This window comes from Lysobacter sp. Root494 (genome assembly GCF_001427225.1).
In the GTDB taxonomy this organism is placed as follows: Bacteria; Pseudomonadota; Gammaproteobacteria; order Xanthomonadales; family Xanthomonadaceae; genus Agrilutibacter.
This window is the reverse complement of the sequence record NZ_LMFH01000005.1, coordinates 615,260-637,132: the sequence shown is the minus strand read 5'-3', so window position 1 is coordinate 637,132 and position 21,873 is coordinate 615,260. Positions and strand designations below refer to the sequence as shown.

The following is a 21,873-nucleotide window of genomic DNA, read 5'->3' as shown; positions in this document are numbered from 1 at the left end:
CCACCTTCAATGGCGAGTCAGGGGTTCCTTTCCCCTCGCCTTCCGGGCCGCGATGCACTCCGTTCCAGCTCGGCCGCGCGCTCCGCGCGAAGCCAGGCGAAGGCATCTTCCTCGCGCTCGAACACCTGTACGGTCAGCCCGAAGTTGGCGGCAACCACCACCCCGAATCGTTCGGGGTCGATGAATTCCGGACGCGCGACCACCACGATCCGCAGCCGGCCATCGGCGGCCTCCGCCCACTGGCGCACCATGCGCAGCCGGTCCACCACCGAAGGCGAATCGAAGGCAGCGTCGCGGACATCCAGCAGCAGGTGCGGCTGGCCTTTCGCCACCGTTTCGCGGATGAGCCGGGCGACCCGTTCGACGGCGCGGTCGAATACCCGCTCCGTGGACTGCAGCCGGGCCACCGGCACGTCGTCCATGAGTTCCAGCCGTAGCGAATCGTGGAGCATGGAACGGGGCATGGAATACCTGCTGCAGGGGATTGCGGGAGCGTACGCCTTGGCGTCGCGTGCGGTGTCGTCATCCGGGTGCGCTTCGCTTGCCGGTTGCTGTGTTGTCTCGCAGTCAACCGACCCGCCGATCTCGCATCCCCAGGGAAGCCTAAGGATCGACGCCCTTACGAACCCCGGACACGCAGCGTCAGCCCCTTCAGGAAATTGCGCAGCAGCTGGTCGCCGCACACGCGGTAGTTGTTGTGGCCGGGCTGGCGGAACAGCGCGGTCAGTTCCGGCTTGGAGATCGGGAAACCGGCGGACTCGAAGATCTCGTGCATGTCGACGTCCTTCAGCGCGAACGCTACCCGCAACTTCTTCAGCACCACGTTGTTGTTGACGCGCTTCTCCACTGGCCGCGGCGGCACGCTCTCGTCGCGGCCGCGGCAATGGATGATCAGCCCGTCGAGGAAATGCGCGAGCACGGCGTTGCTGCACTCGGCGTACTCGGGATCCTCGTCCTTGCGCAGGAACGCCTGCACGTCCGCCTTCCCGATCGGAAACGCCGGGTCGGCCAGCTTCGTGATCTCGACGACCCTGATGTCGCTGAGATCGAGCATGTAGCGGATGCTGCGCAGGACGTCGTTGTTGATCATGGGGTTTGAACTGCTGGCGATGCGGCATGAGGCTGGATAGCTTAGGTCACCGAACCGGCACGACGCGCTTTCTCCGCAATGCCGCGCCCGGAACATGGCCGCGCGACCGCGCTCGACTCACGCCTGCCTGACCCGCGCAGGATTGCCGAACGCCGTGGCGCCGGCGGGCACGTCGCGCGTCACCACGCTGCCGGCACCGATGACCGCGTCGTCGCCGACGCACACGCCCGGCAACAGGATCGCGCCGGCACCGATCCAGACATTGCGTCCAATCCGGACCGGGCGGCCTGATTCCAGCCCACTGGCGCGCTCGCCGGGGTCGCGGGGGTGGTCCGCGGTGAGTATCTGCACGGCGGGCCCTACCTGCGTGCCCGCGCCGATCGCGACTTCGACGACGTCGAGGATCACGCAGTTGAAGTTGAGGAAAACCCCGGCGCCCAAGCGGATGTTGAAGCCGTAGTCGCAGTGGAAGGGTGGCCGGATGACGGCACCCTCCCCGACCTCGGCCAACCGGTCCTCCAGCAGCCGGTGCCAGTCGGAGGGATCGAGCGCGAGGCTCGCGTTGAAACGTGCCAGCCACGCGCGCGTCGCCGCCTGGTCGGCCTGTATCTCCGGTGTGTTGGCGTTGTACAGCTCGCCCGCCAGCATCTTCTGCTTTTCCGTTCTGGACATGGACATCGGCGCCCCTGGAATGTGGCCGGAAAACTTTTCGAAAGTAGTATCTTCCCGTTCCCGCCGCCGCGGGCACTTCAAATCAGGGCGCACGAGGAGAGACCCAATGGCCGACGATCTTGCTGCAGCCAACGTCAACCGGGCTTATCAGCTCGCGGCGTCGAGCATCGCGATCTTTACATTCCTGCTGTTCTTCCTGTATCCGAAGTTCGCAGCCGGCCAGGTCGATGCCTTCATGTACCAGGCCACGTTGATCGTGATGGGCGTGGCCACGTTCTCGTTCGCGTTCGCGTCTTTCTATTACTACGGCTCCTCGCTCGGCGGCCGGATCGACGATGTCGAACGCGCGACGTACTCGCGCCGCGGCGATCGCTTCTGGCTGCTCGGATGCGTCCTGCTGTTCCTGGCGCCGAGCCTGGTCCTCTTCACGATCGGGCTTCTCGCCGTCGCATCGGTCTGGTTCGCACTGTGGCTGGTGTACCTGCTGTTCGTGATGCGCCACTTTCCTCGCGTCCAGACTGCAAAAAGCTGAGCGGGTACGAATGGGCGAAGAAGTCGTGCTGGCGCCAGTAATTCCCAAGCGAATCGAGCTGGCGCGGCCGAGGCTGTCGCGACTGGAACCGTCGTAACCGCCGAAGTCGTCCGAGCCCGAGGTGAAGTCATCGGCGCACCAGCCCGGCATATTCCGGCGGACAGCGATGCGGAATGGCGGGCCTGGGAAGCGGCGTGACGCGGTCGGCGACAGTTACGCGTGCTTCCTGACAACACCACCAATTGCCGCTGCGGTAGCGATCGCGATGCCGCACGCCCTGGCATCGGATCGCGGTGGCGTCGACCGCTGCAGGTGCGCCTCGCCCCACAGTCGCACGGACTCGATGATCGGCAGTAGCGTCTGTCCGTAAGTTGTCAGCTGGTAGACCACCGGTGCTGGCACTGGACCGGTCGGCGTCCGCGCAAGAAGGCCGTCGGCTTCGAGTTCCCGCAGCTGTTGCGCGAGGACCTTATGGGAAATCGGCGTGGCTCGACGCTGCAGGCCGGCGAAGTGCAGCTCGCCGTGTGCGAGCCAGTACAGGATGGTCAGCTTCCACTTGCCGCCGATGGCCGCGAACGCGGCCGCAAGCGGGCAGCCTTCGAGTGGATTGCGCCGTGCTTGGTTACCTGGAGGTGCGTTCTTGTTCATGGTGCCTGGCCCTCGCATCCTGCGCTCATCATCCGCAACGGGACGGCACGATGCAAAACACGGTACGAATCTGGTTCTACCGCGCGTGCTTAGCAGCGGTGGCGTTGATGGCGCTGAATGCTTCGGCGCAACCCTCCCCCGCTTCGACCCTCGTCCCGCAGGACGGGCAGCATGCCTTCGACTGGGAAATCGGCACATGGAAGACCGAAGTACGTCGGCTGGCGAAGCCGCTGTCCGGGTCGCGCGACTGGGTGGAATACCGAGGCACCAGCGTCGTCCGCGAGGTCCTCGACGGGCGCGCGAACCTGGTCGAACTGCGAGTGGAAGGCCCCGCCGGCCGCATCGAAGGCGTGAGCCTGCGTCTCTACAACCCGCAAACGCAACAGTGGAGTCTCAACTACGCGAACGCCAGCAACGGTGCCCTGAGCCGCCCGGTGCACGGCGGCTTCCGGAATGGCCGCGGCGAGTTCTACGGCCAGGAGGACCTCGACGGCCGGGCGATCCTGGTGCGCTTCATCATTCCCGAAATATCGGCAGACTCCGCGCGATTCGAACAGGCCTACTCGGTGGATGGCGGACGCACCTGGGAAACCAACTGGGTGGCGATCGATACCCGCATCAGGGGTGCCGATAAGGGACCGTGACCAAAGACCGTTACCCGATCGGGTAACGGTCTGCCGGAGGAGAATCGCCACGCACCACCGTGGCCCGCGTGCACATACTCCATGCGGTGCGCTCCCTACGGAACCTGCGCCGCAACCGGCGAAGTACCCAGGTGCTGCTGCAGGAAGCCGGCGATGCCAGTCCACACGATGTCGGTGACAGTGGGATCCTCGAGGCCGTGCCCCATGCCCGGAATCGCGAGCACGACAGGCGTCCGGTTCTCCAGATTGAGCATTCGCACCAGACGGCGCGTGTGCTCGAAATCCACGCGTACGTCGTCGCGGCCGTGCACGAGCATCACCGGCAATGTGAGTTCGTGCGTGCGGTACAGCGGAGAAACCGCCTGCATCTCCGCAAGGTCGGTGCGTGGATTACCCAGCAGGCGTTCGAGTCGCGGACGGTTCTTTATCGAACGCACGTTATCGCTGGCGGTAAAAAACAGCGCGCGATCGCTGACGCCGGAGAGAGACACGGCGCAACGAAATCGTCCCGGCCAACGAATGGCCGAGATCAGTGCGGAGTAGCCGCCGTAGCTCGCCCCCAGCGTGCACATGCGGCTCTCGTCGAGTGGATAAGAGGCGAGTGCCGTGCGAAGAGCGGCATCGATGTCATCCTCGATCATGCGCCCGTGATTGCGATAACCGGCTTCGCGGAAGGCCTTGCCATAGCCGTCGGAGCCGCGAAAGTTGACCTGGAGCACGGCATAGCCCTGCGACGCAAGGAACTGCACGTCCCGGTTGAAGTTCAGCCGGTCGCTGACGCCTACCGGACCGCCATGCGGGAACACCACGAGGGGCCGCTTGCCCGTTGCCTCAGGAAGGGTAAGAAAGGCTTCGATGGATAGCCCATCGGAACCCTTGGCCTGGATGACGTGCGTGGGTGCGAAGGTCTTTCCGGTCAGCCACGGCGCCGTGTCGTCGAGGAGTGCGGCCTTCTTCGTAAGGGTGTCCAGGTGGTAAAGCTGCGGCGGGTGACTGGCACCATCCACCCAGAGAATGAGCTGTTCGTTGCGGGTACTGCGATCAAGCACTGTGACCGTTTCCCCCGGAAAGGCGGTACGGATCCATGCCTCGACCTGTCCATTGGCATCGTCGAAATACTCGGTCACCAGGCGCCCGCCTTCGTAATAACGCGCGGCGACCGGCTCGCGCCTGTCATCGAAGACCGCACTGACAATATCGATGCCTGCCTTGGTGAACACCGTGCGGGAAATCTGGCGAGTCGATGGATCGAGCGCGACAAGGTCGCGCTGCCCACGGTCCTCGTCCGTCAATCCATAGATCGTGTTGCCATCGAACGACAGTCCAATGGGATTGAAATCGACGTCGTCGTCACTCTTGAGCACGTCCCGGAACGTGCCGTTGTTGCCATGGACCAGCACGGTGGAATCGTCGCGCACGATGAGGGCCGCACGGAGGTTGCCATGGCCATCCGCAAACCAGGCCCTGTCCCCTGCGGCGCCACGATTGAGGCGGTCGCGCGACTTGGCGACCTGGAAACCGCGGATCGACTTTTCGCCCTCGAGCAGGACGCGATGCACCACCAGATTGCCGGCCGAGTCGTAGCCCTCATAAAGGATGGTTCCCGACTCGCCCGGGAGCAGGTCCACCACGCGCCCCGCTCCCCCGATCGGCAAGGTCCTGATTGGAAACTTGTCGCCGTTCTTGAGAAGGCCGACAACGTAGACGGTGTGATCGCCATGCCATCCGCCCGTGGCGGCGATCAGCGTGCGGCCGTCCTTCCACATCAGCGTGTCGGGAAGCTTCCATGTGGTCGCCAACCGCTGTGCGGTGCCTGCACGCAAGTCGATCAGGTCGATGGCCCAATGACCTTTTTCTTCACGGACGGTTTCGGCAAGCAGGCTGCCGGTGGGATTGAGTGCCACCGCCGCGATGCGGGAAGGTTTCCACATTACGTCGGCCGGAATCGGCAGGGCCCCGGGCTTGGGCGGTTCGCGTCCGGCATTCAGTTCGGCGACTGGACGCGCCTTACCGCCGATAGCCGTGCGGTAGTACGCGGGGAAGGGATCGGGGTAATAGCCCGTGTATTCGAACGGATGCTTGCGGTACAGCGAGGCATGCTTCTCCTCCAACCAGTCCATGATCGGCAGCGAGCGGTTGTGGATCTGGATGTATGCGGAGGTCAGGCTCTCGGGACGCAGCACCAGGTCGCCCGGATAAACGATCTTCCCGGGGACAACAGTGAAACGGAATTCCGGCTTTCCGATCTTGAAGCGGCTGTACATGCGAGACGTGGTCAGCTTCATCTGCGACCACTCGTACTCACCCGCCCTGGCAACGAACAGGTGCGGATTGCGTCCGACGTCGAGGTAGTTGAGCACGGTCTCCGTGCCGCCCCCGACACGGCCGATGTGCACGGTATTCACTGGCGCGCTCGTATCGACCGAAAGAACGACGAGCCCCTCGTCGGGGGCGAGCCGGGGGTCTTCGCCGGGATCGATGCGCCTCATGGCGAGGACTTCCAGCGCGCACAACATCAGCAGGACGCCTGCCAGCACCTGCGTAAAAACGTGCTGCACGTGCATCTGGCGGAAGCGACCGCCGTCCTTTGCCTGCAACATGAACTCCCCCAACTCCGACGCCCGGGCCCTTTCCCCGATTCCGAGAATATCGCAGGCCGATTCCTGGCGAGATCCGGGTCTGCGTTACGGTGCGACATCGCTCCCCGTCGATCGACAAAAAGGCTCGCCGCAGATGGTCCTCGTCTGCGGGGCGCAACCGGTCAGAAGCCGGTTTTCACGACCTCATCGCAGCTGCAAAGCCGTTTCGACTTTCATGCAGGTCCGACGGTACGCTGCTCGAGTGTCGGCCGGCGCACGCCAGTGGTGGGCGAAGTTCTTCTGGTGCGCGCGGAAGATCAGGCGCCGCCGGCGAACCCGCCAGGTCGCTCGACGTCACCGCACCCGCCTGCACTTCCTGCGTACCTCTGGGCACGCCGCAACGGCAGTCGCATCGAAACATCCGGAAGACACCAATCGGCCGGTGCGAGCAAGCGCAGCACCGTCTGCGCGACAACGCCGGGTACGATGGGACGATCCGACCCCCGCCAGCGCCATGTCCTTCGGCTTCGTCACCATCATCGATTTCATCGGCACGTTCGCCTTCGCGATCAGCGGCGCGACCACGGGCGTTCGCCGGGGCCTCGACCTGTTCGGCGTGCTGGTGCTGTCCTTCGCCGCGGCCACCGCCGGCGGCATCCTGCGCGACGTGGTGCTCGGCGCGACGCCGCCGGTGGCGCTGGTGGACTGGCGCTATCTCGCAATCTCCATCCTCGCTGGCCTGCTGACCTTCTATCGCTACGAAACGATCGAGCGGATGCGCAATCCCGTGCAACTGTTCGATGCCATCGGGCTGGGGCTGTTCGCAGTAGTGGGCGCCGGGAAAGCGCTGGAACTGGGCGTTGGACCGGTGGGCGCCGTGTTGCTGGGCATCCTCACCGGCGTGGGCGGCGGCGTTGTGCGCGACCTGCTGGTGGTGCAGGTGCCGGGCGTGCTGCAGCGCGAGCTGTATGCCGTCGCAGCCTTGCTGGGCGCGCTGCTCGTGGTGGCCGGCGACGCGCTGGGCTGGCCGCCGGCATATGCCGGGGCAGCCGGTGCGATCGCCTGCTTCCTGCTGCGCCTGCTGGCGATCCGCCGCGGCTGGCAGCTGCCGGTAGCGAAGCAGCGCAAGTAGGTACGAGGCATTGCAGCGCGGCGCTGCAGACCCACGACGCCGTGCGCGAGCCAATACAGGATCGTCAGCTTCCACTTGCCGCCGATGGCCGCACAGGCGGCTGTGAGCGGGACCCCTCTGGCGGACTGCGTCGCGCCTGGAGATGCCTTCTTGTTTCATGTGAATCCCCTCGCATCCTGCCCGCATCATGCGATTGCCGTGGCAAATGCCGATGTTCGCCGACCGCACGACGCGGTTTTACGCATCGGTCACCGCAACGCTGCTTGAATCGCCTGCGACACCAACGGAGGTCGCCGACCGTGCTGCATGCCGACGTCGATGGCGCAACAGTCGCTGCGCGTACCGCGGGCGACGCTTCGAAGCCGGCGCTCATCCTGTTGCATGGCTGGCCGCAATCGAGCCGCGCTTTCGAAGGCGTATTGCCGCAACTGGGCGCGGATCATTTCGTTCTTGCGTTCGACCTGCCGGGCATCGGCGCTTCGCGCGGCGCACCGCCATCGGCACGCAAGCACGCCATCGCCGGCCTGCTGCTGGACGCCGCGGAGAAGCTCGGCGCCAGGGACATCCTCATCGCCGGCTACGACGTGGGCGGCATGATTGCGTATGCGGCCGCGCGCGATCATGCACACCGGATCGCGGGCGCCATGGTGATGAACACGGTGATCCCCGGCCTGCCTCCATGGGACGACGTACTCGCCGACCCGCGCATTTTCCATTTCGCCCTGCACGCGCTGCCCGACCTGCCGGAGGTGCTGGTCGCCGGAAAGCAGCGACGCTATTTCGACTTTTTCTACGACGTCATGGCCGGCGACAAGAGCGCCCTTACCGAAGCCGCCCGCAACGAATACGCGAGGGCCTACGAACGTCCGGAGGCCCTCACGGCCGGTTTCGACTGGTACCGCGCAATGGCTGACGACGCCGTGCACAACGCAAGCCACAAGCGCATCGATACCCCCATCCTGTATGTGCGCGGCGATGCGGACGGACGCAGCCCGGATGACTACGTGCCCGCCCTCAGGGAAAACGGGGCTATCGATATCGAAGGCAAGGTCATTCCCGGCGGGGAATACGTGGCCGAAGAAGCGCCGGCGCAACTGATCGCGGCGATCGGAGAATTCCGCAGGACCCTTGTCCGGACGGCGTCCCGTTGACTCGCCACCTGGTGCAGGAGCAATCCGCCGACGCAAAGGTCGTGGCGCGTTTTTCCGGCCGGGAATCAAGCGTGCTTGATTCCCTTCGCCTGTGCGGCGGGTTAGTGAACCCGACCCCGCTTCTTGCGATACGCCGAATGCATCGGCCCAAAAACATGCGGCGCAATTCCATTGCGCCCTACGGAGCGAAACGCACAGCCGGCCGGCTCACTTGAACACCAACTCCCGGACCATCATCTCGCCAAGGAGATTGCGCATGACCATGCGCTTGCCCGAAGCCGCATCGGCCTCCTTGTAGTTCATGCGGGTCACCTTGGCCATGATCGGCTCCATTTTTTCCGTCATGCCGTCGAAGGCGGCCATGTTCGGATAGGTCACCACCAGGTAAAGATCAGGCTCATTGGGGTTGTGCGCCTGCGCACCGTAAACATGGAACTCGGAAACAATGCCGGCCTTCATGGACTCCTCCATCACCGGGCGCCAGGTCGCGGCGAGGAAGGACATGTAATTCTCGAACTGCCCGTCGACTACCTTCACCGACGAGACGATGACAACGGGCCCATCCCTGTACGGCCGCTCCTGCGCGAGGCACGGCGCGGCAGCCAACAGGAAAAGCAGACACACCAGCCAATCGCGAAAACGCTTCATGACGCCTCCACCAGGAAATGGCCGCACGGCGATTCCGTACGGCGTGCCGGGCCAGCCGGTCGCAAGGAGTCAAACGAAGTACGGAGTCGCGTGTCGGCCAGCACCACGTATCCCCCGCTCGGGTGACAGGCGCGCCCGGTCGCGGTTGCGCATCCACCTGGCTCATCGTGATATCGGGCAGCGGTAAGTAACGCTTCGCGCGAGCGATCAGTTTTTTCGCGTGTGCCTGTCGCTCGCTAAGAAAAAGGCCGGCGGGGTTTCCCTCGCCGGCCTCATCGATTGCTGTTGCCATGCAGCGATTTTCAGGGAATGGCGGCCTTGGCCGCGCAGCGCTGGATGCTGGCCTTTTGTTTGTTGGTGATCAGGTCCTTGCGCAACGCGTTGGAGTACTGGGTTACGCACGCGGTAAAGCCCTCATGGGTCACCGCCGCCGCTTCGCACTTCGCCACTTCATCCATGATCGAGCAGCCATTCTGGAACACGGCATTGGCCACGCCCGAGTCGCAGCTGTCGATCACCACGTTGCCGCCGCGGATCCTCGTATCGGGGCAAGCGTCCCCTTCATCATCGGGCACGCCATCCAGGTCGCGATCCGGGTACCAGCCGATGTCGCGCAGCTGCGCCCGGGTCAGGTCTTCCGGCACGTCCACGCTGTGGGTCAGGTCGGCGCTGATCGACGGTTCCATCAGCTGGTTCCGGGTCGCGGTGGTATCCCAATGCGACACGCTCGATCCCGATTGGAAAGGCGCAGGCGTAAACATCAGCGCGCGACCTTGTCCATCGGCGCCGGCACGGACGTTTGTGTTCACGCCCAGCGTGGCGTTGACCGTGTTGCCCGCCGCCTTGATCAGGTTGCCCGAAGCCAGGGAAATGCGTACGGACGGGATGGTGATGGTTGCATCGGTGCCACCCAGCCCGGTCAACGCGGCCACTACGTTTTCAGCAACAAGGACACCGATGGCGCCCGCGTTCTGGGCGTTCTTCACCTTGATCGTGAAACTGCAGACGCCGCGATCGACCAGAGCGAGCTTGCCGGCCACGACGTTGCTGATCGGCGCGCAGCCGTCGGTCAATCCCCCGCCGCCCGAATCCACGCCGATTACGACATCTCCCGTCAGGCCGGACGCCGTCAGGGTCGGCCCAAAGTCAGCGGTTCCCACGGCGTAAGTACCGGCAATACCGGCAGGGCTGTTGACGAGCAACCGCGGCGTGCCGCCGAGCACTTCGGGCACCGATGCAGTGACCTGGGCCCCGGTCCAGACCAGTTTATTGACGCCGACGGCCGAGGCGACCCGTTCGACATTGGTCATCTGGTACCAGAGCTTGCCCGTGCTGTTATCGAGCAGGAAATGGTCGGCCGCGCTCGGGTATCCGGCGAACTGGACGCCCGTCGAACCGCTGGTAAACGTCTGGAAGCCGAGACCGTGGCCCATTTCGTGCAGGAGGGTGACAACGAAGTCGATGTTCGTTCCGTGGTTTCCGTCCAGGCCCAGGTAAAACGAAGTACCGGTCAGGCAGCCCACGTTGCCGAGATTGGAATTGAAGTTGGCGTTGATGTCGGCGATGGTGGGATCCAGGTCAGCGCCGTAGAGTTTGTTGGCGAGCGCGGCGCCGTACCAGCTGTCCGAAATGGGCATTCCCGGAGCTGATCCATAGACGGAAGTGGCACCCGCGCTGCCGAGGACGGCGCCGGTGGCGGTGCAAGTCAGTGGGGTAAAGCGGGCGTTGATCGTGATGGGCACGGCGCTGTCCAACGTCGAGCCCCAGATATTCGCGGCATGCGAGAAAGCGATCAGGCGCTGCTGTCCAAGCGTGGTCCCGGTGTTCCCGCCCACCGGCGCGGCGGGCGTGGTGTCATTGAAGCCGACACCCGCCGCATTGATGTTATTGATGACGATCGTTGCACCGGCGGAAGCCGCGAGCGGCAAAAGCGCGCAGGCGATGCCGAGGGCAAGCGCCGACAGGGAGTGGCAGGTGGAGGCGCGCATGTTATTTCTCCTCCGACGAGACGGCAGGAGCCACGTGGATAGTCGGCTGTCCCTCGCTTACATAGCTGATGGTCAACTTGCCGTCCGGGCCGATCGTGGCGACCACGTCTTCGGCGAAGTAACCGTCCGTATCCACCGCCTGCCGAATCCCATCGGCCCGCTTGATGACCTTGGGCATGCGCTTGGGGTGTGCTTTCCGCTCTGCAGCGGCTGCGCGCGCTTCCGCTGCCCGCTCCTGGGCCGTGGCTTCGCGCAACTTGCCTGTCTTGGGATCGATGTAGGCGCGCAGGCCGCTTTCCGAATCGGAAACGGTCGCAGGTTCATCGGCTACCGCAGGTTTATCGCCTGCCACAGGTTCATCGGCGACGGCTGCCCCGGCAAACAGCGCAAGCACTATTGCCGCCGAGAAAGCCTCGGCTTTGATGGTCTTCTTCATTGAATGAGTCCCTTGGAGGGAGCCGGCAAGCGGCGCCCGTGGATACACCGATTTGAGAATCGGACTGGATACCGTCGAGAGACTCTGACCCCTGTGTTTGCCGGCTATTCGCTCGACATCGAGATGCAGCTGCAGACGCGCGGCGCGAGACGTCTGGAACAGACCAACGGCGTGCGACGGGGCTTTAGGACAGTGGCAGGCGTGCAACGGCCGCTTTTTATCTGCGCGCCTCTGAAACCGGGGTTCTGGGTGCACCTGTCCTCGAGGGGGCAAAACAGTTGACATCAAGTAAATAATACTTAACATCAAGTCCACCATTTCTGACATGGAGCCGCCCGATGTCGACCTTTGAGAAGCGCGCCTGGCTGACCCTGTGGACCATGTGCCCGGGCTACCTCGTCTATTTCGCGGTCCAGATCTTCTACCCGCAGCTGACCCCGACGGTGCTCTCGCGCTTCGGCCTGCTGGCCCTGGTTGCCGGCCTGCATGCGGTGGGCTACGTGGTGGGCCTGCTGGTAATGAAGTGGCGCGACCGCGACGACGGTCTGGTCGAGGACGAACGCGACCGCGCCATCGACGCGCGCGCTACCCGGGCGGCCTACTTCCTGCTGCTCGCCGGTACCATCCTCACCGGTATGGTCATGCCTTTCACCGAGAGCGGATGGAAGGTGGTCAACACCGCCCTGCTCTTCATCGTGCTGTCCGAGACGCTGCGCGTGCTCCTGACCGTGCGCGGTTATCGCCAGCCGCGCCTGGTGCGCTGAGCATGGCCAACGAGATCCGACTGTTGCGCTTCCTGGCGCAGGACATGACCCAGGCCGAACTCGGCCGGCGCGTGGGCCTCACCCGCCAGACCATCGCCGCGATCGAGCAGGAACGCTACTCGCCATCGCTGGACGTGGCGTTCCGCATTGCGCACGTGTTCGGCAAGCGCATCGATGAAGTCTTCCACTGGTCCCCGGACGGGACTGCCACGGACGCCGCGGGGAAACCCGAGCCCAACTAAGTCCGCGTCGCTCGCAGTTTGCCCGGAATCGTCTCCGCCCCTTCATTCTGTTTTTCTGTTTGTGGTCAGGGACAGGCGCCCTGGTTCTCCATCCAGCATGACTGCGTTGGCCGATTTGCAGACGCCTGGTTGACGGCGTCCGGCAGGAAACAGGCATTGCGGGTTTCGGTGACATACACCGGTCCGGTTTGCGAACTGCAGGCCAGGCAGAACTGCCAGTCCTGTTTGCTGGCGCCGCCCGGACAGTCAGGACCCGGGGTCATCTCGCCACCCGGATCGACCCAGTCGCCCGTGCGCTGGACGACCGCACAACCCAGTGTTTGCCGATTGTTGACCGCCGTCTCCGCCGCCGCTTCCGTGCATGCCCATTCCGATTCGGGCTTCTTGAACGCCGTACCTCCGCCTGTCGAACACAGCACTTCAAAGTTGAACTGTTTGAATTGCCTGTCCGCGTCGCCCTCGCCCACGGGACACACCGGTGTTTGCGGCTGTGCGCAGTCCGCAGGCGTCGGTGTTGCCTGGCAGCGCGTAGGACATTGCGAATCGGTCGGGCTGATCGAACATGGATCGACGGGCACATTGAGGATCCGCGTGGTCGCCGGACGCCCCATGGCGTCGGCTGCGGTCAGTGTCACGCCGACCCAGTGACGTTTCGGCAAGACATACGGGCGGCTGTCATTGAAGTCAGGAACCGACACCGCGTCGCTGGCGGCGACTTTGTTGAAATACAACGTTGGCACTGCTGGATCGTTGGTCTTCACCTGCGCCCAGCGGCAGTTGCTGACGGACCACTCCACCGCGACCCGGTCGCCGACTTTTCCGCCGTGCGGATTGTCCATCAGGCTCTGCGTATCGCAACGACCCTCGGCAACATGGATGGCAGTGATGCGCGTCGACGTTTCGCCATTGGCGTTGCGTGCGATCAGGTCGTACTGAAGCTTGTCGCCATGCTGCGGCACGTTTGGCGCACGGGCCGGGCTGATGGTCAGCATCAGTGCTGCCTCACCAGGAGCCTGGGGACCATCAGGATCGCCACCGGCTTGCTGCGGACAACGCAGATCCGTGTAGCGCAGCTGCCCTCGACAGGTCGATACGAGTTCGATCGTGTACGCGCCCGTCGTCGGCAGAACAGGACGCGCGACAAAACCGACCTGTTGGGGATCGGGATAACGCAGCATCGTGCCGCTCGGCGTGTTCGGCGAAGACGGCAACGGCGGCCCCGCATTCTGCGAATGGTTGACGCGCGCAGCCATCGATGGCAATTCCGCACCCGTCGCCACATCGCGCACGATCAGGCCATCCGCCAACAGGTTCGCACCAGACACCTTGACCTGGAACGAATACGGATTGCCAACCAGCACGTCATTCAACCAGCCACGCGCGAAATGCGGTTGGTGCGCATCCTGTGACTGCCACGGGATGCGCGAGAAAAAGAGGGTTGTCCTCGCTTCTCCCGGTATCGAATCGGGCGCGCTGCTGTTCTCGGCAACGTCCACGATCGACCACCGCGCGGGTAATCCGGCTGGCGCGGTGGCGCAGCCTACGAGCGTGCACAGCGTGATCATTCCGGCAAGAAGCCGTTGCGTATGTGACGTCATTTGTCGTCCCCGTCCTTCAGGACAAGTGCATTCCTGCCCGCTCTAACCAACGTGCGCGGCGGCCAATGGAGGCCATGCTTGAAGCGCAAATTGCAGCAACAGCCCACGCCCTTCTCGAAAGGAAAACAGGCGTCAGTGATGCAGGGCGGGCTCAAGCCCGGCTTACGCGAGTTTCCGCAGGATGCTCAACGCCACCGCTTCCGCGGTCTTGATGCCATCCACGCCCGCCGACAGGATGCCGCCGGCATAACCGGCGCCTTCGCCCGCCGGGAACAGGCCGCGGGTATTGAGGCTATGACCATCCTCGCCGCGGGTGATGCGCAGTGGCGACGAAGTCCGCGTCTCCACTCCGGTCAGCACCGCATCGTGCATGGCGAAACCCTTGATCTGCCGGTCGAACGCCGGCAATGCCTCGCGGATCGCGGTGATCGCGTAATCGGGCAATGCCTCGCCCAGATCACCCAGGCGCACGCCCGGGGTGTACGAGGGCAGCACCGCACCGAATTCGTGCGACGGCCGCTTGCGCAGGAAATCGCCGACCAGTTGCCCCGGCGCGTCGTACTCGCCGCCGCCGAGCACGAACGCGTTGCTTTCCCAATGACGCTGCAGCGCGACGCCGGCGAGTGGTCCCTCGCCGTAGGGCGCGTAATCCTCCGGCGTGATCCCGACCACGATGCCCGCGTTGGCGTTGCGCTCGTTCCGCGAGTACTGGCTCATGCCGTTGGTTACCACGCGCCCCGGCTCGCTCGCCGCCGCGACCACGGTGCCGCCCGGGCACATGCAGAAGCTGTAGACCGAACGCCCGTTGCGGCAGTGGTGCACCAGCTTGTAGTCGGCCGCGCCGAGCAGCGGATGACCCGCCTGCGGCCCGAAGCGTGCCTTGTCGATCAGCGATTGCGGATGTTCGATGCGGAAGCCGATCGAGAAGGGCTTCGCTTCGAGGAACACCCCGCGCTCGTGCAGCATCGCAAAGGTGTCGCGCGCACTGTGGCCGAGCGCCATCACCACATGGTCGGCGCGTAGCTGTTCCCCGTTCGACAAGGTCACGCCGCGCACGTGGCGCACGCCGGCGGCATCGGTTTCGACCAGCACGTCGTCGACGCGGCTGCTGAAACGGATCTCGCCACCGAGCGCCTCGATCGTCGCGCGCATGTGCTCGACCATCGACACCAGCCGGAACGTGCCGATGTGCGGCTTGCTGACGTACTCGATCTCCTCGGGCGCACCGGCCAGCACGAACTCGCGCAGTACCTTGCGCCCGTGATGCAGCTTGTCGCTGATCTGACTGTGCAGCTTGCCGTCGGAAAATGTTCCTGCCCCGCCCTCGCCGAACTGCACGTTCGATTCCGGATTGAGGACCCTCTTCCGCCACAACCCGAACGTATCCACCGTGCGCTCGCGCACCGCCTTGCCACGCTCCAGGATGATCGGCCGGAAGCCCATCTGCGCCAGCAGCAGCCCCGCGAACAATCCGCAGGGGCCCATGCCGATCACCAGTGGGCGCAGCGGCAGGTTTGCGGGTGCTTGGGCGACGAATTTGTAGGACGTGTCGGGAGTTGGGCCGAGCTTGATGGGGCTTGCCTTGCTTGCGCTTGCCTTGCTTGCGCTGCCCTTGCCATAGCGCTCTGCATCGGAAACCGCCTTGCCGCTCTCGCCCTCCAGAGCCCGCAGGAGCTCCGCCTCGCGCGGCGTCTCCACGTCCACCGAATAGATCAGCACGATCGACCCGCGCGTGCGCGCGTCATAGCTGCGCCTGGCAACCGTGTAGCCGGTCAGTTCGTCAGCGGAAATCCCGAGCCGCGCCAGGATCGCATCGCGAAGCGCGGATTCGGGGTGATCCAGGGGAAGCTTGATATCTGTGAGGCGCAGCATTCCCGAATTTCCTGATCCTTACGGCCGAACGGCGTCAGCGACAATTATCGAACAGGAACGTCACTGACGCCGTTTTTGCTATTGGCAGCCGCGTAGGCTGGGTTGGCTTCATCAACCCAGCACGTCCGCGAAATGAGGGCTGGGTTGATGAAGCCAACCCAGCCTACGGTCCTGATTTGTTCTTTTCCTCGCCGCTTCAGTGCCCACGCAGCAGCACCAACGGCAGCGCCATCAGGCCGAGCAGGAAGATGATCGCGAGCACCGTCAGCACGACGCGCAGCGGCTCGGCGCGCAACTGGGTCCAGAACGTCTCCGCGGTGCCGTCGCGTAGCGCGGCTTCGCGTTCGGCGCGTGCACGGGCACTGCGCTGCGCCTGGTAGTCGGCCATCAGGCGCTTGGCTTCCGCGACGTCCGCGTTCTCCGTGACCCAGATCCCGCCTGCCGAGATGCCCCATCGGCTGGGCGGTGTTTCATGGAACGCGATGCGCGCCGCATCGAGCATCGCGCGCACGTCGTCGGCCTCGTCGTCGGGCACGTTGCGGAGGTTGAGCAGGAGTTTGGCCATGCCGGGATGATAACGGCGGGCTAGAGGGACCAACGTTCCTCTCTCCCTGCCCGAATTCCGTGGGCGCACTAGCCCAAGGCATCCAACGGGGGCTTCCTTCGGTCGTAATGCGCCAGATGTGTCCGGCTCCGGACAATCATGCGGCGCAATTTCATTGCGCCCTACGGGATCTTCCTTCGGTCGTAATGCGCCAGATGTGCCCGGCTCCGGACAATCATGCGGCGCAATTTCATTGCGCCCTACGGGATCTTCAATCGCGCCGGAGATTGCGCGCAGCGGCGGCCGCGGCCTGCAGGATGCGGATGTAGTCCTCGCGGGCCCGCGGCGCCTGCTGTGCAGCGTTCTCCAGCCCCTCGATATACGAGGCCACCAACGCCTGCGCGTTGAAATGGTCGGCCAGCTCGTTCATCGTCCTGGCGACCGTATCGCGCAGATGCCAGTCCACGTTCTTGCCCTTCTGTGCCTCATTGGCGAGTTCGATAACCCGCAGGAGATGCGGCGTTACGAGTCCGACGACGGTGGTTCTCATCCTTTAAACCCTATTTTCGGAACGCCGCAAGACTAACGCGGCGGCTACACGTGGAGTGTAAACCGACGCACACCCCTCGCCCGCTTGCGGGGAGCGGGACAGCGTTGCGCAGCAACCCAGGGTGAGGCGCGGGGCAAGAAGCAAAAACGAGGTGGTCCCTCCGTCCCCTACTCCCGTGACTCGGCAATCAGCGCATGGAGGATGCTGGCGTCCTCGTCGTCGAGCGTCGTCGTGTCGATGCCACGATAGTGCAGATGGAAGGCGCGGATGGCGGCGGCGGGATCGTCCAGCTGATAACCGAGCAGTCGCAGCGCCAGCATCGGATCGAAGCCGGGTGGCGCCGGTGCGCGGTCCGCGGCAGGCCAGCGGCCGAAGCCGGCTTCGGCGAGGCGTTGCCAGGGAAACAGGCGGCCCGGGTCGATCTTCCGCGTCGGCGCCATGTCGGCGTGGCCGATCACATTGGTGCGCGGGACGTCGTAGCGCGTGCACAGATCGTCGAGCAGGCGCAGCAGCGTGGCTATCTGCGGTTCGGTGAACGGTTCACGGCCGTCGTTGTCGATCTCGATGCCGATCGAAGCCGAGTTGACGTCGCTGATCGTGCCCCAGCTGCCACCGCCGGCATGCCAGGCGCGACGCTCGTCGGCGACGAGCTGGTAGAGATCGCCCGCTTCGCCGATCAGGTAGTGCGCACTGACCGGCCCGTCGGGATTGCTCGTACGCAAGGTGTGCAGGCTCTGCGCTACCGATTCCTGCTCGGTGTAGTGCAGGACGATCAGCATGGGCTTGCGCGCGCTTTGGTTCGGCGACGGCACCCACTGCGCCATCGGGTTGCGCGGTGGGGCATGCGTGCATGCGGCCAGCAGTAGTGCCATGCACATCAACGCGAGTCGCCACAGGTTCGATTGCACGATTGCCTCCACGCCGCATTCGAAGGCACCCATGGTGCTTGCATCGAATGCATGAGTCCATGCCCCTGCATTCCGGTCGTCTACCTAGCGACGAAGGTATCCAGGTAGGGTGCAATCCCGCAAGGGGACTTCCTTCGGTCGTAAGCGAAGCGCATTGCACCGCCCGCAACCCCAATCGCGTCAAGGAGGACGCTTATGCCCAACTACCTGCGCCCGCACCGCCCCGGCGCCATCTGGTTCTTCACGGTCAATCTGCTTCAGCGCCGCAACAACGACCTGCTGGCCCGCAAGATCGCCCTGTTGCGGACCACGGTGGCCCATGTGCGCGCGAGCCACCCATTCCATATCCATGCGTGGGTGGTCTTGCCGGATCACATGCACTGCGTGCTTGAACTGCCTCCCGGTGACGCCGACATCGCCAATCGCTGGCGCCTGATCAAGCAGCGCTTCTCGAAAGCCCTACCGAAGACGGAACGCCGCTCCACGGTCCGCCAGCGACGCGGCGAACGCGGCATCTGGCAGCGCCGCTATTGGGAGCACCTGATCCGCGACGAAGCGGACTACCGGGCGCACGTGGATTACGTGCACATCAATCCGGTGAAGCACGGCCTCGTCGCACGAGTGGCCGATTGGCCTAACTCGACATTCCACCGCCTGGTCGAGCAAGGCGTATACCCACCAGATTGGGCCGACGAAGCCCAAGCCATCCGCCTTCCGTACGACGATTGATCCCGCCATCCGTAGGGCGCATTAGCCGAAGGCGTAATGCGCCGGATGCATCGGCTCCGGACAAACATGCGGCGCAATTNCTTCCGTACGACGATTGATCCCGCCATCCGTAGGGCGCATTAGCCGAAGGCGTAATGCGCCGGATGCATCGGCTCCGGACAAACATGCGGCGCAATTTCATTGCGCCCTACGGGACTCTGGTCGAGCAAGGCGTGTACCCACCAGATTGGGCTAACGAAGCCCAAGCCATCCATCTTCCGTACGACGATTGATCCCGCCATCCGTAGGGCGCATTAGCCGAAGGCGTAATGCGCCGGATGCATCGGCTCCGGACAAACATGCGGCGCAATTCATTGCGCCCTACGGGGCTCTGGTCGAGCAAGGCGTGTACCCACCAGGTTGGGCTAACGAAGCCCAAGCCATCCGTCTTCCGTACGACGATTGATCCCGCCATCCGTAGGGCGCATTAGCCGAAGGCGTAATGCGCCGGATGCATCGGTTCCGGACAAACATGCGGCGCAATTTCATTGCGCCCTACGGGCCTTCCGTACGACGATTGATCCCGCCATCCGTAGGGCGCATTAGCCGAAGGCGTAATGCGCCGGATGCATCGGCTCCGGACAAACATGCGGCGCAATTCATTGCGCCCTACGGGGCTCTGGTCGAGCAAGGCGTGTACCCACCAGGTTGGGCTAACGAAGCCCAAGCCATCCGCCTTCCGTACGACGATTGATCCCGCCATCCGTAGAACCGTAGGGCGCATTAGCCGAAGGCGTAATGCGCCGGGATGCATCGGCTCCGGACAAACATGCGGCGCAATTTCATTGCGCCCTACGGGCCTACGGCCTGCCTACCGCCCCGGCTTCGTATCGGTTCCGCCCCTGTCGCGCTCCGGCAAATGGTCGCGAAACGCCTCGAACCCCTTCCACGCCGGTACCGGCGGGGTGTAGCCGGGCCGCGGCGCGTAGGGCGAGAGCGCGTCCAGGTGCATACGATGGATGTAGCGCGGGCAGTTGGGAAAGATCGCCTGCGCAGCGACGCGCACCACGAACACCGCGCCTTCGAAGAGCGCAAGCAGCGGGTCGTCGGCGTGGACCGTGGCGGTGCCGTTGACGCGGATGCGCTTGGGGTTCTCGAAGTCGATGAACAGCAGGCCGACGTGCGGGTTGACCATCACGTTGCCCCAACTGCGATACATGCCGTTGCCGTCGTAGTCCGGGAACGCAAGCGTGGTGGCGTCGACCACGCGCACGAAGCCAGGCAGGCCGCCCTTGTAGGAGCAATCGGGGCGTCCCTCGGCGTCGGCGGTGGCGACGAAGAACAGCGGGCAGCCTTCGATGAAGGCCCGGTCCTCGTCGGTGAAGGCGGGGCGCAGGGTCACTTCGGAAAGGCGATCGGCAATGCGGCGCGTATCGCGCGCGTCCTGCAAGCGGCGCATGCCTTCGTGATAGATCGGGACGTCAGCCATGGAACCTCCCGTGCTCGCAGGCAACTGGCTACCAGCCACCCGATGCTACTCCGGAAAACAAGCGGGATCAGATTCACTTCCGACAGCGCATTCATCCCCAAATGAAATGCCTTGCCAGGTCGGACCCTGGCGCAGCGCATGGTGACCGTCGCGCGGTCGTGCATAACCGGATTCCGACTGCGCGTGACCGTTTTGCGGTGGCCGATGGCCGCGCCACGGTTGCGCGTGACCGTTTTCCGGTCGTCGATGACCGCGCCGTGGTTGAGCACGACCGTTTTCCGGTCGCCGATGACCGCGCCACGCTCGATCGCAACCGCTTTCCGGTGGCTGGCGACCGTTTTGCGGTCATCGACGAACGTTTTCCGGTTGCTCGCGACCGTGCCGCGGTTGCGGACGAGCGTTTTCCGGTCGCGCCCTGCCCGTCCGGGCAAAAAGAAGGCCGCCCGGAGGCGGCCTTCGGTCTTGCGGTGGTGGCGCCGGCTTATTCCGGCTTGGCCTCCGGCTTGCGGCGGCCGCGCGCCCAGCGGGCGCCGACTTCCTTGCGCAGGTCGTCGAGGCCGTGCGCGGCGCCGGACAGCTTGAGCTGGCCGTAGCCTTCCAGCGTGGTGACCATCACGTCGCTGCCCAGCGCGAGCAGCGTGTCGTCGAGTTGCGACACCAGGCGGCGCAGGCGTTCCACCACCGGGCGCAGCTGGTCGATGGCGGCGAGGTCCGCCTTCGCGCCGTCCACGTCCAGGCTCGGCGGCACGATGTGGCGATTCTGGTCCAGCACCCGCACCGTCTGCCGGCAGAACGGTTCCGAACGCGGCCCCATGAAGACCATTCCCGTGCGGTCTTCCAGCGGCAGCGACACGAGATCCGGCAACGCCGCCTCGGTCTGGGCGATGCCACCAAAGGCGGCGGCGATCTGTTCGGGGGTCAGGACGAAAGAAACAAGATCTTGAGGCACAGCAATCTCCCTTGCATTTCCATGTGTTTGAGGAGCCGGCAAACCGCCGGCACTCCGCCGCGTCCGTGTGGCGTGTTGGGATCGCTATGCGGGGCGATCGGAGCGGGCGGGAGTTTGGCAAAGAGATCGCGGGTTGAAAAGCACAAGACCCGCCGGGCGGCGGGTCTTGGTGATGCGGCTTGCGTCATTGAGCGGCTCAAAGACCTACTCTGCCCCCTATTTTCCCCATCCGTAGGCGCATTAGCCAAAGGCGCAATGCGCCGAATGCATCGGCTGTGACAACCATGCGGCGCAGTTTCATTGCGCCCTACGGGACTGTCCTTGCGATGCCGTTGCAAACATCAATGGAGGGGTCACATTGGCAGCACATACAGAATCCGAGGCTGCATATGAAGTTCCCACACACAACTATTGCCGAGACTTTCCTGGCATCAGTTGATAGCGAAGTAATTGTCCTTGACGTCTGGGCTGGCTATCAGCTGCTCAATCGAGGACGCAATGAGGCCTGCGCATTCCCGCCTGCGTACTGGATAGTCGAAGACCGCAACGGAAAGCAGTACCGCGTCANGTCATCGATCACGATACGTTCGAAGCCGATGACGGCAGCATTGCGAAACGTTGGACGGCCCGCGAGTACGGCGCAATTTCATTGCGCCCTACGGGGCCTACGAAGATCGAAAACCGTAGGGCGCATTAGCCGAAGGCGTAATGCGCCGAATGCATCGGCCC

The 21,873-nt window shown here is 64.3% G+C and carries 23 protein-coding genes; 7 read left to right on the top strand and 16 right to left on the bottom strand.

What is annotated here, in order from left to right:
• Positions 1-17: 17 nt before the first annotated feature.
• The 3 genes from ASD14_RS06220 to ASD14_RS06210 form a co-directional block, all read right to left on the bottom strand.
• Positions 18-452, bottom strand: a complete 435-nt coding sequence (locus ASD14_RS06220) for a hypothetical protein (RefSeq protein WP_056130542.1) — start codon at positions 450-452, stop codon at positions 18-20.
• Between the two features lie 167 nt (positions 453-619).
• Positions 620-1,090: a DUF1456 family protein gene (locus tag ASD14_RS06215; RefSeq protein WP_056130538.1), complete on the bottom strand. Its 471-nt coding sequence runs from the start codon at positions 1,088-1,090 to the stop codon at positions 620-622.
• Positions 1,091-1,207: 117 nt separating this feature from the next.
• Positions 1,208-1,762 (bottom strand): sugar O-acetyltransferase, encoded by a 555-nt coding sequence (locus ASD14_RS06210; RefSeq protein WP_056132182.1) that lies wholly within the window; start codon positions 1,760-1,762, stop codon positions 1,208-1,210.
• 106 nt (positions 1,763-1,868) lie between these two features.
• Here ASD14_RS06210 and ASD14_RS06205 point away from each other — a divergent pair, with 106 nt between their 5' ends.
• On the top strand, positions 1,869-2,294 hold the full coding sequence (locus ASD14_RS06205) for a hypothetical protein (RefSeq protein WP_056130535.1): 426 nt from the start codon (positions 1,869-1,871) through the stop codon (positions 2,292-2,294).
• Positions 2,295-2,507: 213 nt separating this feature from the next.
• Here ASD14_RS06205 and ASD14_RS06200 read toward each other — a convergent pair whose 3' ends face one another.
• Positions 2,508-2,942 carry a helix-turn-helix domain-containing protein gene (locus ASD14_RS06200; protein ID WP_056130532.1) on the bottom strand — a complete coding sequence of 145 codons (435 nt, stop codon included), beginning with the start codon at positions 2,940-2,942 and terminating at the stop codon, positions 2,508-2,510.
• 50 nt (positions 2,943-2,992) lie between these two features.
• Here ASD14_RS06200 and ASD14_RS06195 point away from each other — a divergent pair, with 50 nt between their 5' ends.
• Positions 2,993-3,586 carry a hypothetical protein gene (locus tag ASD14_RS06195; protein WP_056130527.1) on the top strand — a complete coding sequence of 198 codons (594 nt, stop codon included), beginning with the start codon at positions 2,993-2,995 and terminating at the stop codon, positions 3,584-3,586.
• Positions 3,587-3,681: 95 nt separating this feature from the next.
• Here ASD14_RS06195 and ASD14_RS06190 read toward each other — a convergent pair whose 3' ends face one another.
• Positions 3,682-6,186 (bottom strand): prolyl oligopeptidase family serine peptidase, encoded by a 2,505-nt coding sequence (locus tag ASD14_RS06190; RefSeq protein WP_157475128.1) that lies wholly within the window; start codon positions 6,184-6,186, stop codon positions 3,682-3,684.
• 493 nt (positions 6,187-6,679) lie between these two features.
• Between ASD14_RS06190 and ASD14_RS06185 the strand changes: the two genes are divergently transcribed.
• A complete protein-coding gene (locus tag ASD14_RS06185; RefSeq protein WP_056130523.1) occupies positions 6,680-7,297 on the top strand; it encodes a trimeric intracellular cation channel family protein in 618 nt (205 codons plus the stop codon).
• A 299-nt stretch (positions 7,298-7,596) separates the two neighbouring features.
• Positions 7,597-8,448, top strand: a complete 852-nt coding sequence (locus ASD14_RS06180; RefSeq protein ID WP_056130520.1) for an alpha/beta hydrolase — start codon at positions 7,597-7,599, stop codon at positions 8,446-8,448.
• 207 nt (positions 8,449-8,655) lie between these two features.
• Here the strand turns inward: ASD14_RS06180 and ASD14_RS06175 are convergent, their stop codons facing one another.
• The 3 genes from ASD14_RS06175 to ASD14_RS06165 all read right to left on the bottom strand — a co-directional run bounded on the left by ASD14_RS06175 (position 8,656) and on the right by ASD14_RS06165 (position 11,520).
• Positions 8,656-9,096, bottom strand: coding sequence for a hypothetical protein (locus tag ASD14_RS06175; protein ID WP_056130517.1), 441 nt, complete (start codon positions 9,094-9,096; stop codon positions 8,656-8,658).
• Between the two features lie 302 nt (positions 9,097-9,398).
• Positions 9,399-11,084, bottom strand: a complete 1,686-nt coding sequence (locus tag ASD14_RS06170) for a PA domain-containing protein (RefSeq protein ID WP_056130514.1) — start codon at positions 11,082-11,084, stop codon at positions 9,399-9,401.
• Between the two features lies 1 nt (position 11,085).
• The gene (locus tag ASD14_RS06165; protein ID WP_056130511.1) at positions 11,086-11,520 is read right to left on the bottom strand and encodes a hypothetical protein; all 435 of its coding nucleotides are present in this window, start codon (positions 11,518-11,520) and stop codon (positions 11,086-11,088) included.
• Between the two features lie 338 nt (positions 11,521-11,858).
• Between ASD14_RS06165 and ASD14_RS06160 the strand changes: the two genes are divergently transcribed.
• Together ASD14_RS06160 and ASD14_RS06155 are read left to right on the top strand one after the other, a co-directional pair.
• Positions 11,859-12,284 (top strand): DUF2178 domain-containing protein, encoded by a 426-nt coding sequence (locus tag ASD14_RS06160; protein WP_056130508.1) that lies wholly within the window; start codon positions 11,859-11,861, stop codon positions 12,282-12,284.
• A 2-nt stretch (positions 12,285-12,286) separates the two neighbouring features.
• The gene (locus ASD14_RS06155) at positions 12,287-12,526 is read left to right on the top strand and encodes a helix-turn-helix transcriptional regulator (RefSeq protein ID WP_056130505.1); all 240 of its coding nucleotides are present in this window, start codon (positions 12,287-12,289) and stop codon (positions 12,524-12,526) included.
• Between the two features lie 65 nt (positions 12,527-12,591).
• Here ASD14_RS06155 and ASD14_RS06150 read toward each other — a convergent pair whose 3' ends face one another.
• The 5 genes from ASD14_RS06150 to ASD14_RS06130 form a co-directional block, all read right to left on the bottom strand.
• Entirely contained in the window at positions 12,592-14,124 is a 1,533-nt protein-coding gene (locus ASD14_RS06150) for a hypothetical protein (RefSeq protein WP_157475126.1), read from the bottom strand.
• A gap of 162 nt (positions 14,125-14,286) precedes the next feature.
• Positions 14,287-15,996, bottom strand: a complete 1,710-nt coding sequence (locus tag ASD14_RS06145; protein ID WP_056130499.1) for an NAD(P)/FAD-dependent oxidoreductase — start codon at positions 15,994-15,996, stop codon at positions 14,287-14,289.
• A 196-nt stretch (positions 15,997-16,192) separates the two neighbouring features.
• Positions 16,193-16,561 (bottom strand): DUF6164 family protein, encoded by a 369-nt coding sequence (locus tag ASD14_RS06140; protein ID WP_056130495.1) that lies wholly within the window; start codon positions 16,559-16,561, stop codon positions 16,193-16,195.
• Positions 16,562-16,811: 250 nt separating this feature from the next.
• Positions 16,812-17,090 carry a hypothetical protein gene (locus tag ASD14_RS06135; RefSeq protein WP_056130492.1) on the bottom strand — a complete coding sequence of 93 codons (279 nt, stop codon included), beginning with the start codon at positions 17,088-17,090 and terminating at the stop codon, positions 16,812-16,814.
• Between the two features lie 167 nt (positions 17,091-17,257).
• Positions 17,258-18,031 (bottom strand): N-acetylmuramoyl-L-alanine amidase, encoded by a 774-nt coding sequence (locus tag ASD14_RS06130; protein WP_056130490.1) that lies wholly within the window; start codon positions 18,029-18,031, stop codon positions 17,258-17,260.
• Positions 18,032-18,193: 162 nt separating this feature from the next.
• Here ASD14_RS06130 and ASD14_RS06125 point away from each other — a divergent pair, with 162 nt between their 5' ends.
• Positions 18,194-18,727 (top strand): transposase, encoded by a 534-nt coding sequence (locus tag ASD14_RS06125; RefSeq protein WP_056130487.1) that lies wholly within the window; start codon positions 18,194-18,196, stop codon positions 18,725-18,727.
• Between the two features lie 850 nt (positions 18,728-19,577).
• On the opposite strand, the gene ASD14_RS06120 is transcribed toward ASD14_RS06125, so the two are convergent.
• The 3 genes from ASD14_RS06120 to ASD14_RS06115 are packed head-to-tail and all read right to left on the bottom strand — an operon-like array spanning position 19,578 to position 21,144.
• Positions 19,578-20,195, bottom strand: a complete 618-nt coding sequence (locus tag ASD14_RS06120; RefSeq protein WP_056130484.1) for a pyridoxamine 5'-phosphate oxidase family protein — start codon at positions 20,193-20,195, stop codon at positions 19,578-19,580.
• Positions 20,105-20,626, bottom strand: coding sequence for a hypothetical protein (locus ASD14_RS15990; protein ID WP_157475124.1), 522 nt, complete (start codon positions 20,624-20,626; stop codon positions 20,105-20,107). Before ASD14_RS15990 ends, ASD14_RS06120 begins: the two co-directional genes overlap by 91 nt.
• Positions 20,627-20,676: 50 nt before the next feature.
• Positions 20,677-21,144, bottom strand: a complete 468-nt coding sequence (locus tag ASD14_RS06115; protein WP_056130481.1) for a hypothetical protein — start codon at positions 21,142-21,144, stop codon at positions 20,677-20,679.
• Between the last annotated feature and the right edge of the window lie 729 nt (positions 21,145-21,873).